The 14,143-nt window shown below is 72.5% G+C and carries 11 protein-coding genes; 5 read left to right on the top strand and 6 right to left on the bottom strand.

Going from position 1 to position 14,143, the window contains the following annotated elements; all coding sequences use genetic code 11:
• Positions 1 to 187 precede the first annotated feature (187 nt).
• Together ACIQCJ_RS19425 and ACIQCJ_RS19420 are read right to left on the bottom strand one after the other, a co-directional pair.
• Complete coding sequence (locus ACIQCJ_RS19425; protein WP_402712018.1) at positions 188 to 712, bottom strand: AAA family ATPase; 525 nt, start codon at positions 710 to 712, stop codon at positions 188 to 190.
• 140 nt (positions 713 to 852) lie between these two features.
• Positions 853 to 2,736 (bottom strand): LamG-like jellyroll fold domain-containing protein, encoded by a 1,884-nt coding sequence (locus tag ACIQCJ_RS19420; protein WP_355345648.1) that lies wholly within the window; start codon positions 2,734 to 2,736, stop codon positions 853 to 855.
• 303 nt (positions 2,737 to 3,039) lie between these two features.
• On the opposite strand from ACIQCJ_RS19420, the gene ACIQCJ_RS19415 reads away from it, so the two are divergent.
• A complete protein-coding gene (locus ACIQCJ_RS19415; RefSeq protein WP_402712017.1) occupies positions 3,040 to 4,035 on the top strand; it encodes a pyridoxal-phosphate dependent enzyme in 996 nt (331 codons plus the stop codon).
• A 59-nt stretch (positions 4,036 to 4,094) separates the two neighbouring features.
• Here ACIQCJ_RS19415 and ACIQCJ_RS19410 read toward each other — a convergent pair whose 3' ends face one another.
• Complete coding sequence (locus ACIQCJ_RS19410; protein WP_402712016.1) at positions 4,095 to 7,352, bottom strand: TIM-barrel domain-containing protein; 3,258 nt, start codon at positions 7,350 to 7,352, stop codon at positions 4,095 to 4,097.
• 635 nt (positions 7,353 to 7,987) lie between these two features.
• Between ACIQCJ_RS19410 and ACIQCJ_RS19405 the strand changes: the two genes are divergently transcribed.
• Positions 7,988 to 8,512, top strand: coding sequence for an AAA family ATPase (locus tag ACIQCJ_RS19405; protein WP_402712015.1), 525 nt, complete (start codon positions 7,988 to 7,990; stop codon positions 8,510 to 8,512).
• A 55-nt stretch (positions 8,513 to 8,567) separates the two neighbouring features.
• Here ACIQCJ_RS19405 and ACIQCJ_RS19400 read toward each other — a convergent pair whose 3' ends face one another.
• On the bottom strand, positions 8,568 to 9,128 hold the full coding sequence (locus ACIQCJ_RS19400; RefSeq protein WP_402712013.1) for a hypothetical protein: 561 nt from the start codon (positions 9,126 to 9,128) through the stop codon (positions 8,568 to 8,570).
• Positions 9,129 to 9,263: 135 nt separating this feature from the next.
• Between ACIQCJ_RS19400 and ACIQCJ_RS19395 the strand changes: the two genes are divergently transcribed.
• On the top strand, positions 9,264 to 10,979 hold the full coding sequence (locus tag ACIQCJ_RS19395) for a PHP domain-containing protein (protein ID WP_401722393.1): 1,716 nt from the start codon (positions 9,264 to 9,266) through the stop codon (positions 10,977 to 10,979).
• Positions 10,976 to 11,668, top strand: coding sequence for a hypothetical protein (locus ACIQCJ_RS19390; protein ID WP_401310939.1), 693 nt, complete (start codon positions 10,976 to 10,978; stop codon positions 11,666 to 11,668). Before ACIQCJ_RS19395 ends, ACIQCJ_RS19390 begins: the two co-directional genes overlap by 4 nt.
• Before the next feature lie 54 nt (positions 11,669 to 11,722).
• On the opposite strand, the gene ACIQCJ_RS19385 is transcribed toward ACIQCJ_RS19390, so the two are convergent.
• A complete protein-coding gene (locus ACIQCJ_RS19385; protein WP_391162067.1) occupies positions 11,723 to 11,962 on the bottom strand; it encodes a DUF6191 domain-containing protein in 240 nt (79 codons plus the stop codon).
• Between the two features lie 130 nt (positions 11,963 to 12,092).
• On the opposite strand from ACIQCJ_RS19385, the gene ACIQCJ_RS19380 reads away from it, so the two are divergent.
• A complete protein-coding gene (locus tag ACIQCJ_RS19380) occupies positions 12,093 to 12,311 on the top strand; it encodes an HTH domain-containing protein (RefSeq protein ID WP_355345627.1) in 219 nt (72 codons plus the stop codon).
• On the opposite strand, the gene ACIQCJ_RS19375 is transcribed toward ACIQCJ_RS19380, so the two are convergent.
• Positions 12,308 to 14,026, bottom strand: coding sequence for an FAD-dependent monooxygenase (locus tag ACIQCJ_RS19375; protein ID WP_402712012.1), 1,719 nt, complete (start codon positions 14,024 to 14,026; stop codon positions 12,308 to 12,310). The two genes, ACIQCJ_RS19380 and ACIQCJ_RS19375, sit on opposite strands and share 4 nt — an antisense overlap.
• Positions 14,027 to 14,143: the final 117 nt, after the last annotated feature.

Below are 14,143 nucleotides of genomic sequence, written 5' to 3'. Positions count from 1 at the left end.
ACCGCGGCCGGTGACCGGGCGGACTGTGGCCGGTGGGAGGCGCGGTGCGCGCGGGCTGCGGGGTGCGAGGGACGGGCGGCCGGGGGAGGCGCGGGGCACGATCCGGAACCCGGCCCAGCCGTCGGTCGCGGGGGTACCGGGGTTCGGCACGCGGCCATCGGGCTGACGAGCCCGCCAGGTCACCGCGTCACGGGCGCACGGTGCGCAGCCACGCCTCGGCCCGACGCGGCGAGGGGAAACGGAGCACCTGGAGGTGCGCGAAGCGGGGGTCCTGGCCGCGCCCGCCGATGTCCGCGCGCCGGGCGGCGTGCTGGGACCAGGCCCACCACGCCGGGTGTTCGCCGCTGAACCAGCCCGACACGGTCTCCACATTGCCGCCGAAGACCCGCTCCCGGCGCAGCGTCCTGCTCAGCGACCGGCGCAGGACGCGCGGCATGATCACCGCTCGCGGGTAGTCGAGCCAGACCACGGTGTCCGCGCGCGTCCACAGCAGGTCCCGTACCTCCGGGTAGCCGAAGGAGTCGACGATCCACTCGGGGCCGGCCGCGAGGTCGGCGACCTTCCGCTCGAACTCCGGGTCGGTGGCCCAGTCGGGGCCCGAGAACCGCAGGGCGTCCATCTCGTGGAAGGGCAGGCGGAGCCGCTCGGCGAGGGCCCGCGCCATGGTGGTCTTGCCCGCTCCGGTGATGCCTGCGACGAGGATGCGTTTCACCGCCCGAGGCTAACCGCTGCCCGGGCGGTGGGGTCCGGGTCCGGGTCCGGGTCCGATCGAGAGTGAGGTCCGGGGCCGGGGGACGGGGCCGGGGGACGGGTGCGGTCGGGTCGGGACCCGCCCCCCGGCGGCTGTGTGCGTCAGGCGTTCATGAACTCGCGCGGGGCCAGCGCCCGTTCGGCGATCCGGACGTCACCGATCCAGCCGCGCATGACCTGGTCCGGCTTGCCGCCGTCCGCGTGACCGCCGATCATCCACGGCAGATTGAGCGAGGTCAGGCCGTTGTTGCGGGTGGACGGATTGCGGACGACCGGGCAGCCGTCGACGTACATCGTGGTCTGTCGGCCGTTGTTGACGACGGCGACGTGCCACCACACGTTGATCGGCAGGTAGTGGCCCCAGTTGGTGGTCGACGTCGTGAGGTTCAACGGGTAGACGTTCCACTGGAGTTCGGCGCCGCCGGACAGGCTGAGGGTGACGATCGGCTCGGTCTCGGAGTAACCCGTCTTGCCCGCCTGGCCGCTGGTGCCCCAGCGGCTCAGCAGCGCCGACCAGCCGTTGCGGTTGCCGTCCCAGTCGGCGGGCAGCTTGAAGAACGCCTCGAAGGTGTACGCCGAGCGGAAGGTGGCCGCGTTCAGCGGCGCCCTGTCCACGGTCTGGAGGTAGGCGCCGTGCGGGCCGCCGCTGTCCCTGTCCCCGCCGAAGTAGAGACTGGCGTGGCCGGGCTGGTCCGGGTGGTGGTCGGCCGACCAGGTCAGCGCCGCGTCCGTGGCGCCGGGCAGCGCGACCTTGGTGAGGTCGTTGCCGCGCCCCGACAGGTCGACGATCCGGTCGGTGCCGTGCGAGCCGTCGAACCGCCAGTACGCCAGGGTGCCGGGGACGAGCATCCGGTTGACGGGCCGTGCGGGCCGCGGGGTGGCCGGGGCGAAGCCCGAGAAGCGCTGCTCGAAGTCGATGTCGAGCGAGAACCGGTCCTGCGGTCCCGTCAGTTCGATCTCCTGCCGCTCCAGCTCGTTGAGGCTGTCGGCGGCCTTGCCGAGGATCCACGGGGAGATCGTCTCGACGTCGATGGTGTCGCGCGCCAGGTCGAAGCGGTAGAGCCGGATCATCGCGGCGCCGCCGTAGTACCGGTCCTGGTAGTTGGTGATGTGCAGATGCGTGTCGTGCCCGGCGGCGTTCTTCTTCACCGTGCGGGCGGGCGGCCAGAAGTGACCGTTGAGCGTGAGGAAGATCTGGTCGTTGCCGTCGATCAGGTCGGCCCACAACTGCTGCCCGAAGTCGGACAGTTCGGCCTCGTCGCCGTACGTGTCGGCGCCGACGATCTCGTGCGTGGTGAGGATGACCGGGGACTTCGGGTGCGCGGCGATGACCTTCTTCGCCCACGCGACGCCCGCGGCCGACGGCCGCCAGTCGAGGGCCAGCACCAGCCACTCCCGGCCCGCGGCCCGGAAGGTGTGGAAGGTGTTGTAGCCGTCGGGGCTCGCGCCGCCGAAGGAGCGCGCCTTGCGGAACCGCCGCGGTCCGAAGTGGTCGAGGTACGGCGTGTTCCCCCGCTGGTCGTCCTTGCCGGGGATGTCGTGGTTGCCCGCCAGGACGCTGTACGGCACCTGGTGGTCGTCCAGGATCTTGAACGCCTTGCTGATGGAGGCGAATTCGCCCGCCTTGCCGTTCTGGGTGAGGTCGCCCAGGTGGGCCATGAAGACGATGTTCTCGTCCTTGCCGTTCGCCAGCAGATAGCGGAAGGCCGCCTCGACCGGCGCAGGGTACAGGGCGTCACCGTCGAACATGTACTGCGTGTCCGGCATCACCACGACGGTGAAGCGCTGGTCGTCGGTGTCGGGCCGCCACGGCCCGCCGAACCCCGGAAGCCCGGCGGTTCCGGCCGTTCCCGGCGTACTGGCCGACGCGGGTCCCGCGGCCGACAGACCGGCCACCGCGGCTCCGGCGAGTCCGGCTCCGACGAGCAACGATCGGCGGCTCGCGCCGGGCAGGGGTCCCTCGGGCTGGTGCTGCGGACTGCACATGGGCGTCTCTCATTCGTCTGCGCTGTTGTTCGGTTCATCGGTCGTCGCCGTGGGGCAGCACGGAACCTGTGAGGGGTCCCCGAGAGGTCGACGGGGCAGGTCCGGCCGGCAGAAGCCGACGCTACGGACCGAGATGACAGCCCCAGCCAACGCGCGACGAAGCGCACATGAACGCCTTGCCGGAATCACCCACTCCGGGCGCGCCCCCGGCCCGTGCACCGCCGCCGCGCAGGCCGCGGGACCGTAACGTCCGAGGTCCGGCCACCCGCGAGGCGCCCGAGGAGCACGGCGTAGGGTGCGGTGGTGACCTCAACCCACCGCCCCCCGACCGCCGCCGCGCCGGTCACGCTGGCCGACGTCCGCGACGCCGCCGCCCGCATCGACGGCGTCGCGCACCGTACGCCCGTCCTGCGCTCGCGCACCCTGGACGACCTCGTCGGCGCCGAGGTCCATCTCAAGTGCGAGAACTTCCAGCGCGTCGGCGCGTTCAAATTCCGCGGCGCGTACAACGCCGCGTCGCGGCTCACGCCCGAGCAGTTGGCCAAGGGCATCGCCGCGTACTCCTCCGGCAACCACGCGCAGGCCGTCGCGCTCTCCGCGCGGGAGCTGGGCAGCACCGCGGTGATCGTGATGCCGGAGGACACCCCGCGCTCCAAGCGGGAGGCCACCGAGGGCTACGGCGCGGAGGTCGTCACCTACGACCGGTATACGGGCGACCGGGTCGCCATCGGCGAGGCGCTGGCCGCCGACCGCGGCCTCACCCTGATCCCGCCGTACGACCACCCGCACGTCATCGCGGGACAGGGCACCGCCGCCCTGGAACTCCTCGACGAGGCAGGGCCGTTGGACGCCCTCGTGGTGCCGGTCGGCGGCGGGGGACTCCTCGCGGGAAGCGCGACCGCCGTCAAGGGGCTGGACAGCGCCATCCGGATGATCGGCGTCGAACCGGCGGCGGGCGACGACACCAAGCGCTCGCTGGAGGCGGGCGAGCGTGTCGCCATCCCCGTCCCGCGCACGATCGCCGACGGACAAGCGGCCTCCGTCCCCGGCGAGTTGACCTTCTCCATCAACCGGCGGCTGGTGGACGACATCGTCCTGGTCACCGAGGACGCCATCCGCGACGCGATGCGCTTCGCCTTCGAACGCCTGAAGATCGTCCTCGAACCCAGCGGCGCCACGCCCCTGGCCGCCCTGCTCTCCGCCCGCGTCACCCCCCTACCGCCCCGCGTCGGCCTGATCCTGTCCGGCGGCAACATCGACACCGCGCGCTTCGCGGAGCTGTGCGGTGGCGCGGGCTAGCGGCGTCATGGGTACGGGCCCGCGCGGGGGTACGCGCGGGCCCGTACGGGGCCGGTCGGTCAGCGGTAGCTGAGGGTGACCGGTGCGTGCACGCTGCGCGAGGGCAGCGTGACGGTGAGGGAGCGGGTCGCGCTGTCGTAGTGGTACGCGTCCGGCGACAATCCCTTGCCGGCCGCCGTGACGTGGCTCGGCGCGGCGACGCCGAGCAGCGTCACCGTCCACTGCCGGGTCCTGACCTGGCCGGGGAAGGACCCGGCGGCCGGGCTGACGGTGACGGTGTGCCGACCGCCGCTCTCGCGGTACCGGACCGTCGTGGTGGCGCTGCGACCGGGACCCCCGGTGGTGCCGTTGTCCTCGTAGAGCGAGGTCGAGCCGGAGGCGCCCGCGGCCACGGTCAGCGTGACCTTGGTCAGCGGCGCCTTGTCGTTGGCGGTGACATCGTCCGTACGGGTCGGGATGACGCCGCCCGCCTTCACGAACACCGGCATCCGGTCGAGCCCCGTGGTGATGTTCCGCGTGGTGCCGCCGGTGTAGGTCTGCCCGGTGAAGTAGTCCGTCCACTGGCCGGGCGGGAACCACACCGACGTCGTGGCCGTCGTCCCCGGGGTGGTGACGGGAGCGACCAGCATGTCGGAGCCGTAGAAGTACTCACTGCCCGCGGTGGCGTACGCCTGCGGCTCGTCCGGGTATTCGAGGTACGTGGCGCGGACCACGGGGACGCCTGTGGTGGCCGCCTGCTGCGCGAGGCTGTACGTGTAAGGCACCAGGTTCTCGCGGAGGTTGAGGAATGTGTCCGCCGACTGCCGGGCCGCGGTGCCGTACTGCCACGGCAGCCGGTCGCTGTGGTTGCTGTGCAGCCGGTCGACGGGCTGGAAGGTGCCGAGCTGCACCCACCGGGCGTACAGGTCGTCCGGCAGTTTGTGCGTGGTGTGGGTGCCGCCGCCGTCGGTGTACGTCTCGGAGCCGGTCAGTCCCGTCGTGTCGTTGTGACCGCCGATGTCGTGGCTGACCGCGGACATGCCGGTCGCGACCGACTCGCCCGGTGTGTAACCGACTTCGGACCGCAGCGTGCCCCAGGTCGAGGACGTGTCACCGGTGAAGTGCACGGTGGTGCGCTTGTCGGCCCACGGTCCGGTGGGCAGCCCCTGCTGGCCGCTGTACCCGCCGGCCTGGAGCGAGCCGTAGGCACGGGAGATGACGAAGCCGCGGCCGATCGCCGGAGCGGATTCCGCCGCGTACGCCTGGTTGATCCACGCGTCGGGCGTCACTCCGGCGAGCGAGGACTGGGAGTTGTCGCAGCACCAGTCGAACCACCAGAAGTCGTTGCCCTGCTGGTCCATCGTCTTGTGCAGGTCCATGTACGCCTTGAGCTGGTCGGGGTCGCCGAAGTCGAAGACGTAGCAGTCGCCTCCCGCGCTCGCCCCCGCCGCGCAACCGCCCTTGACCAGCTTGCCCTTGGCGGTCGCCTGGGCCTGTGCGAACTGCGGGTCCGAGGCCAGGATGCTCGGGTGGGTGTTGAGCGTGTTGTGCAGCCCCTGCGCCGCCGACCAGTCGAAGAAGCCCTTCGGGTCGGGGAATTTGGCGGTGTTCATCTCCCAACCGCTCCACGGGTTGGGCGACTTGAAGTCCGTGTCGGTCACCAGGACGTCCAGCGGGACGCCTTCGGACCGGAAGGCGGGCAGGATCGTGTTCTCGTAGTCGGCGGCGGTCCTGTCGATGTACTCCGAATACCAGACGCCGTACACCCACTGCGGCAGCAGCTGCGCCGGGCCGGTCAGCGTCGCCAGATCCGACAGCGCCTGCTTGTAGGCGTGGCCGTACCCGAAGAGATAACCGTCCTGGTACGGGGTCCCGTTGTGCGAGGGGCGCTGCGTGACCGTCTTGGCGGCGGTGTCGTACAGCGCGGACGTCGTGTCGTCCAGCAGATACCAGCCGTCCTTGTACATCAGGCCGGGCGTGGTCGTCGGATTGCCGTTGTCGCCGTTGAGCCCGTCCAGGCTGCGCCGGTATCCGCCGAGCGCGAGGTGCGGCTGCGGGGCCGCCGCGCCGGACGCGGTCACCGACAGCGTGTCGAGGTTGATGTGGCAACTCGCCGCGTTCGGGCAGCCGACGGTGATGTCGTCGGCGCCCGCCTTGAGTGCCACGGGCACCGAGGCGGTCTGCCAGGTGTCCCAGTTGCCGGTCACCGGCAGCGAGAGCGTCTGACTCGTACCGCCGGACGACACCGTGGCCGTACGGGTCTGGTTCAGGCCGTCGCCGCCCGTGGAGTTGGCGTAGCGCACCTGGACCGCGTACGTCCCGTCCGACGGGACCCCGACGACGTGGGTCGTCACGCTCGACCCCTGGTTCAGCTCCCCGAGGAAGCCGCTGCCCGAGTACCCGCCGTGGTCGGTGGCCACCTTCGCGGAACCCGCGATCCGGTCCGCCTCGGCCTCGCAACTCGCGCCGAAGGCACAGTCCGCGATCGCCGTCGCCGAGGCCGGGGGGAACGCGCTCCCCGAGTTCACCAGCGCGACGCTGTCGATGTTCACATTGCCGGAGTTCCCGGCGGCCCTGGACAGCGTGACGGTGTGACGGCCCGCGCCGAGCTGCACCGCGGCGGTCGCCAGACTCCAGGTGTCCCAACTGCCGGTCACCGGAAGGCTCAGCGTCCGCGCCGCGCCGCCGTCGACCGTCAAGGTGAGCGTGCGTGTGGCGTTCTGGCCGTCGCCCGCCGCGGAGTTGGCGTACCGCGCGTCGAATTGGTACGTGCCCGCCGTCGCGACCTCGACGTCGGCCGACAGCGAACTGCCCGTCCCCTGGAAGCCGGCCAGGAAGCCGGAGCCGGTGTACCCGGTGTGGTCCGTGGCGACGCCGACCCCGCTGTACGGCAGGCTCTCCGCCTCGCACAGCGCGCCGACCGCGCACGTCATCTGCTGCCACGGCGCCGCGGTGACCGCCGAGGATCCGGCTGTCAGTCTCACCGACAGATTCCGCGCGCTGAAGGGCCCGGAGCCCACCTGGTACCGCAGCGTCATCGCACTCGTCGCGACCGTCAGCCAGCCGTTGGACGTGCTCGTCGTGTACGCGGCCGGCGCGAAGTCGCCGCGGCCGATCGCGTTGTACGTCGCGGCGTCGGTGAACTTCCCGTCCTGCGCGTACTCGGTACGGATCAACGTCGGCGACAGCACCTGGAAGCGGGCCCCGCCCGAGGTCACCGAGGGGACGGCGTGGTGGCCCGCCCCGTGTCCCGGTCCCGCGGACGCCTGGCCCGCCCCGGCCACCGTCATCCCCGCCACGCTGGCGGTCACGGCGACCACCGCTGCCCGCCGCCGCATGTACCGCATCGTGCGCCACGCTCGTCTTCTTCTCACGCACAACTCCGTCCTGAAGCGGGCCCCTTGTCGACCCGTCGTGAGGCTCCGTCGGCCGCTGACAGCGTTGTCGGAGCCCGCCTCCCCGTACCGCGTGGGCTCCTGAGGTCCGACCTGGCGGAATGCTGGACAAAGGCGGCGCCCGCGTCCCACGGGCACCTCCCCGCACTTCTTCCATCGTTGCAAACGATGTCGGTGGCATGACAGCACAGTGCCTGGCGGGTGTCCATACGGGCGGCGGTCAACGTTGGAAAAAGGGAGGTCGCCCGCGCGGCGCCGAGACCGGCGGTGGCGCGCGCCGTTCCCGACCGCCGGGCATCCTCAGGGCGGTGCGGGTGATGCCCCGTCAGGGGCGGTTAGCCGCTCCCCGGATAGACGCAGACCGCCCCCACGGGGCACCGCTGGAAGCGCGGCGCGGCGCCGCGCTCCTGACGTTGGACAGGGCGGCGCGCGGCGCGGACGTCGCCCTTCCGGGTCCGGGCGGCTCCCGGTGCCGCGCCGGTCAGAGCGCGGCCGGTCGGCTCGCGCGTAAGCGCGTACGCGCCCTGGCCGGGGAAAACGCGTGGCCCGACGGGGTCGGCCTCTGGGAGGCTCCCGGCGTGACGACGTATGAGGTGCTGCTCATCGGGGGGCGTTCGGGCGTGGGCAAGTCCACGGTGGCCTGGGAGGTTTCGGAGCTGCTGCGGGAGGCGGAGGTCGCGCACTGCGTGATCGAGGGCGACCTCATGGGGCAGGTGCACCCGGCGCCGCCGGACGACCCGCGCCGCTCCGCGATCACCGAGCGGAATCTGGCCGCGGTGTGGGCGAATTTCGCGGCGCTGGGGCACCGCAGGCTGATCTACACCAACACGGTGAGCGTGCTGGAGCACGACATGTTCGTCCGGGCCCTGGGCGGCGGGCCGCCGCGCGTCGTCCGGGTGCTGCTCACCGCCGACGACGCGACGGCCCGCGCCCGGCTCGCCCGGCGCGAGACCGGCTCCCAACTCGCCCCGCACATCAGCCGGAGCGACGTCATGGCGCGGCATCTGGCAGAACACGCGCCTCAGGACACGGTACGGATCGCCACGGACGGCAGGAGCGTCGTGGACATCGCCCGCGAGGTGGTCGCCGCGACGGGCTGGTGAACACCGCGCCCGGAAGACGCCGCGCCCACCGCTCCGGAGCGACGACGGGCCCGTGTCAGAGCAGGAAGACGCCGGGGCCGATCTCGCGAGAGGCCGCGCGCGCCTTCTTGGCGGCGGCAGGGGACCAGACCGTACTCGGGGACCAGAGGGCACGCAGCCCGGAGACGGCGTGCGCGTTCAGGCCGGACAGGTCCGCGGCGGTGAGGTCGAGGACCACCGTGTCGAGCAGGGTGCCGAGCGAAGCGCCGTACGCGCTCATCCGGGACCTGGTGCTCGACATCTCGCGGTCCCGGACCCGGACGTAGAACGGCTCGCGGCTGCGCAACGTCGCCAGGGCGCGGGTCAGTTCGAGGACGCCCCGGCGGACGGCGAGGACACCGCCGTCGTCGAGCACGTCGCGTTCGTGGACGCTGACGTACCGCCCCAGCCGGGGGTGCGCCCGCAGACGCGCGCAGCCGCCCCGGCAGAGGCGGGCGCTGATCCGGCGGAGGCTGCGGGCGAGCGCCTTGCCCTGGTGGCGGACGACGTTGGCGCGCTTGGGGTAGAGGTAGGTGCGGCTGTCGTCCAGCGCGAGGGTGAATTCGGTCATGTCCCGGCGGGCCGCCGCCAGTTCCACGCGACGCGCATGCCGTGGGCCTTTGCTTACGCTTTACTTCGCCTTTGCCACCCCACGGTGCCTCCCGCCGTTCACCCGCGCTGCCCAGACTCGCCGCGTCCTACGCGTACATCCTGTCGTCAGCGGGAGCTGAATATGAGCCACGGCCACAGCCACGGTCACCAGCACGGGCCCCACGATCACGCGCACGGCGGTCACACCGACGGCGGTTCGCTGCCTCCCGCCCTCGACACCTCGGTACCGGACGAGGAGTTGACGCCCAGTCAGCTCTCGCGGCGCTCCATGCTGCGCCGAACGGGCCTGCTGGGCGCGGGACTCGCGGCCGGGAGCGTCCTGGCCGGAGCGGGCCAGGCGGCGGCGCACTCCTCCGGCGGTCATGCGGGCCACGGCGGTTCGCACCCCGGCGGCCTGCTGTGGCTGGCGGGTGACCACCACATCCACACCCAGTACAGCAGCGACGCCAAGTACCGCGTGATCGACCACGTACGGCAGGCCAACGCGCACGGCCTCGACTGGATGGTCATCACCGACCACGGCAGCGAGCAGCACGCCAAGATCGGTGTGGAGAAGGTCAATCCGGACATCGTCGCGGCCCGCGCGAAGGTCTCCGACACCCTGGTCTTCCAGGGCCTTGAGTGGAACATCCCGGCCGCCGAGCACGGCACCGTCTTCGTCCACCCCGGCCGCAACGAGGTCGCGGTCCTCAAGGAGTTCGAGAATTCCTTCGACGGTTCGGTGAAGGGCGCGAGCGCCAGCACGCCCGCCAACGAGGCGCTGGCCATCTCCGGCCTGAACTTCCTCGCCGACCAGGTCAGGCGGCGCAAGGTCCAGGACGTGCTGTTCCTGGCCAACCACCCGGCGCGCAAGGGCATCGACTCCCCGCACGAGATCCGCGCCTGGCGCGACGCCCAGCCGGGGATCGCCGTCGGCATGGAGGGCGCCCCCGGCCACCAGGCGGGCGGCCTGCCCGCCCCGCAGGGCGCGGGGTCCGGGCGCGGCATCTACGACAACAGCCCCAGCGCCGACTCCTTCCCGGGCTACCCGCTGGAGAGCTACCGCACCTGGGGCGGCTTCGACTGGATGACCTCCACCGTCGGCGGCCTGTGGGACAGCCTCCTCGCCGAGGGCAAGCCCTGGTGGATCACCGCCAACTCCGACTCGCACAACGTCTACGCCGACAATTCGGTGCGCGGCCCGAACGGCGACTTCAACGCCAACGGCAAGTACGCCGACCCGGTCTACGGCGGCGCGCTCAACCTCACCGACACCGACTTCTGGCCCGGCCAGTACAGCCGCACCCACGTCGGCTCCGCCGGCTTCTCCTACGCGGCCGTCATGGACGGCATCCGCGCCGGACGCGTCTGGGTCGACCACGGCGGCCTGATCAGCGGCCTCGACGCGCGGCTCGGCGACGGCAGCCGGTCGGTCACCCTCGGCGGCGTCCTGCACGTGCGCCGCGGCAGCAAGGTCGACCTGGTCGTCACCGTCGCCCTGGCGGGCGGCCCGAACTGGTCCCAGTTCGTCCCCAAGCTCGCCCGCGTCGACGTCATCCAGGGCCAGGTGACCGGCACCGCGCGGGACAAGGACACCCTCGCCGCGCCGAACACCAAGGTCGTGAAGTCCTTCGAGGTCGACAAGTCGACCGGCACGGTCCGGCTGACCTACTCCCTGGGCCGGGTCGACAAGCCGGTGTACGTCCGCCTGCGCGGCACCGACGGCAACCGCACCGCCGTCGGCGTCAACGGCGCCTCCGTCGACCCGGTCGGCCCCGCCATGGACGTGATCGGCGACGCCGACCCCTGGAAGGACCTGTGGTTCTACTCCAACCCGATGTGGGTCCTGCCCGCATGACGACCCCGCACGAAGGACCCGGCGGCCACACCGTCATCGGTGTGGCCGCCGGGTCGGTGAATCTGCGCGAGGCCGACCACCTCATCCGGCACCTCGCCGACGTGCTCGACCTCCCGGCCGCCACCGTCGCCTGCACCCACCTCGTACGCGCCACCGCCCGCCCGCGTACGGCCGTCTCCTTCGCGCTGCCCGACGCCGAGGCCGCGACGGCGGCATGGGACCGGCTGCTGGCCCGGCTCTCGCCCGAGGACACGGCGGGACCGGGCGGGGCGGGGCTCGACGGTGCGGGACTCGCCAGCGCTGGGCTCGACGGTGCGGGCGCCGCGCTCGGCCCTGCTACGCACGGCCCGGCCGAGGAGGCGCGCTCCGCGACCGCGGCGGCGGCGGAACACGCCCGCGGGAGCGGCGGCCGGGCGGTGCTCTATCCGGGCGCCGACGTCCTGACCGGCACCGTCACGCTCGCGGACCTGCTCGCACGTACCGCGATCGACCAGGTCGTCCTGGTCGGCGCGCCGCCCGCGACGGACGGCGACGGGCCCGATCCGCACATCCCCGTGCGGACCCGCGACCACGTACGCCCGCGGTGGCGCGACGGACGGCTCGTGCTGGACCTGACCCCCGCGCCCGGTGGCACGCTGGCCCCCTTCGAGGTGCCGAACCCGACTCCCTGCTGCGCCGACCACCCGTAGACCCGCCGTGGCGCGCGGATCGCTCGGGACCTGCGGATGACGCGTGCCCGCGCCTCACTCCTCGTCCGCGTCCACGGCCGGTTCCCCGGCGGGGGCGGACTCCGACGGGGTCGCCTCGGTGACGTGGGCATCGGCGTGGGCCGGACGGATGACCACCGAGCCGGAATCGAGGTCTATCGCCCCGCGCGCCGGATCGCTGCTGCCCTCGTCGTCGCGGGACAGCTCCAGGCGGTTGCGCTCGTCCTCGGTGTGCTTGCGGCCGGGCGCGAAGAGCTCATCCATGAAGTTGAACATCGCGGCTCCTTCTCGGCTCGGCTCGGCATGGCACCACTTCAGGCTACGCCGAGCGTCCCCCGAACGAGTGAGAGCCGCCTTTGACAACGAGGGGTTGACATGACAACCCCTCGTTGTCACTGTGGAGGGCATGGCAGACAGGAAAGACCTCTCGATGCACGAGCCGACCTTCGCCCGCATCAAGGAAGTGCGCGCCCAGGCCATCCACCACACCCGCCTGGCCCGACAGTTCGCCGTCGAGCGGCGCGACCTGATGCAGGAGCTCATCGGACAGGGCGTTTCGCAGTCCGACATCGCCCGCGAGCTGGGCGTGAGCCGCCAGGCCATCCAGAAGATGCTGGCCTGCTAGACGGCGCCCCCGGTCCGATTCCCGGCCTGATCCCAGGCCGGCCGCCCGGCCCGGCCCCGGGTGTGATCCCCGGCCGCGTCCCCGGCGCCGAACCAGTGCCGCGCGGCCGACCGGAGCGCGTCCAGGGCCGCCGCGCCGGGACGCGGGTCGGACGACGCCCAGGCCACGTAGGAGTCGGGACGGATCAGCAGGGCGGTCGGGGCGGCAGCGTCGTCCGGCCGCGACGGCGGCTGCGGTGACCGGGACGGCGCGTGCGCCGTGACGACGCTGACGCGGTCGCTCCACGGGCCGAGCGCCGCCGCGGCCGACGCGTCGTCGGTCAGGTCGAGCAGCAACGGCCGCGCCGATCTGGCCAGTTCGGCCACCGAGACCGTGCCGTCCGGGGTGTGGAGGTCCAGATCCGGTGCGAACCGCCCCACCAGCGCGTGCGGTTCGGGACCGCCCATGTCGTAGCGGACATCGGTGCCCGCCGTGAGGTCGGCGAGGTGCTGGACGGTCGCGGGCTGCGCGAGCAGTTCGGTGAAGAGCTGACGCAGCGCCGTGACGTCGTCGCCGGGAGCGGTCAACGCGGCCTGCGCCTGGGCGTAGACGACCATACGGTCGGCGGCCCCGCGCCGCTCGGCGTCGTAACTGTCGAGGAGGTGGGCCGGTGCGGTGCCGTGGATCGCGGCGGCCAGTTTCCAGCCGAGGTTGACCGCGTCCTGGAGGCCGAGGTTCAGGCCGGGGCCGCCGCCCGCCGTGTAGATGTGGGCGGCGTCGCCGACGAGGAACACCCGCCGGTCCCGGAAGCGCTCGGCCACCCGCGTGTTGCCGCCGGTCAACCGCCGCAGGACGTACGGCCCTTCGCCGGTCGGCGGGCTCAGCGGCAGATCGGCGCCCAGCACACGCCGGACGCTCGCGCCCAGTTCTTCGAGGCTCATCGGCGTCCCGGTCTCCGGCTGGTCCCACTCCGTGGTGCTGATCAGCGCCGGGCGGCCGGGGAAGGGCGCGTACGAGAATCCGCCGTGCTCGGTACGGAGCGGCAGGAACGGCCGGACGGTGCCGTAACCGGGCACATTCAGGGCGCCGGTCGCGGGGTCGACCCAATGCGCGGGGACGGTCGCGTGCGCCGTCCGGTTGGTTCTGCGGTCGTCACTCACGCCGGGGAAGCCGATGCCCGACAGCTTGCGCGTGACGCTGTGCGCGCCGTCCGCGCCGACGGCGTAACGGGCGCGCAGCCGGTACGCGCCGTCCGGTCCCGTGACGTCCACGGTGACGGCGTCGCCCGGTGCGCCCGCGTCAGGGTCCGACGCCTCCTGCGGGTCGGGCGGGTCCTGTGATTCCTGCGCCAGGGCGGTCACCCGGTGGCCGCGCCGGATCTCCACGCCGAGTTCACCGGCCCGCTTCTCCAGGATCTCGACGATGTGCCGCTGCGGCGCCGCGATGCCGTACACCGGGCTGTCCGGGAGCAGGCTCAGGTCCAGCGGCAGGGCGGCGAACATGAAGGAGGCGGAGTTCGGGCGCGGCGGCCCCGGCGTCCCGCTCAGGTCCTCGTACAGCCCCCGCCGGTCGACCAGCCGTACGACCTGGCCGACCAGTCCGTTCGCCTTGGGCTCCTCGCTCGGCGCCGACAGGCTCTCCAGCACGGTCGGCCGTACCCCGGCCAGGGCCAACTCGCATGCCAGCATCAGCCCGTTCGGACCGCCTCCGACGATGACGACATCCGTGGTGACCAACTGGTCCTCCTCAGTGACTCGTTGCGTGAACGGAAGAAGGGAAAGGGGGAGCGCCGTACGAGGGCAGGCCGGAGCGACCCGGCGGCCGACCGGGTCAACTCACGTACGGCGCGGGCG

Origin of the sequence: Streptomyces sp. NPDC093221, assembly GCF_044753885.1 — a bacterium.
GTDB lineage: Bacteria > Actinomycetota > Actinomycetes > Streptomycetales > Streptomycetaceae > Actinacidiphila.
This window is presented reverse-complemented; position numbering and strand designations above follow the sequence as displayed.

What these genes read in the sequence shown, in the direction of transcription:
- ACIQCJ_RS19420 (WP_355345648.1), bottom strand. Translation starts at nt 2,736, where the DNA reads ATGTGCAGTCCGCAGCACCAGCCCGAGGGACCCCTGCCCGGCGCGAGC.
- ACIQCJ_RS19410 (WP_402712016.1), bottom strand. Translation starts at nt 7,352, where the DNA reads ATGCGGCGGCGGGCAGCGGTGGTCGCCGTGACCGCCAGCGTGGCGGGG.
- ACIQCJ_RS19395 (WP_401722393.1), top strand. Translation starts at nt 9,264, where the DNA reads ATGAGCCACGGCCACAGCCACGGTCACCAGCACGGGCCCCACGATCAC.
- ACIQCJ_RS19390 (WP_401310939.1), top strand. Translation starts at nt 10,976, where the DNA reads ATGACGACCCCGCACGAAGGACCCGGCGGCCACACCGTCATCGGTGTG.
- ACIQCJ_RS19385 (WP_391162067.1), bottom strand. Translation starts at nt 11,962, where the DNA reads ATGTTCAACTTCATGGATGAGCTCTTCGCGCCCGGCCGCAAGCACACC.
- ACIQCJ_RS19380 (WP_355345627.1), top strand. Translation starts at nt 12,093, where the DNA reads ATGGCAGACAGGAAAGACCTCTCGATGCACGAGCCGACCTTCGCCCGC.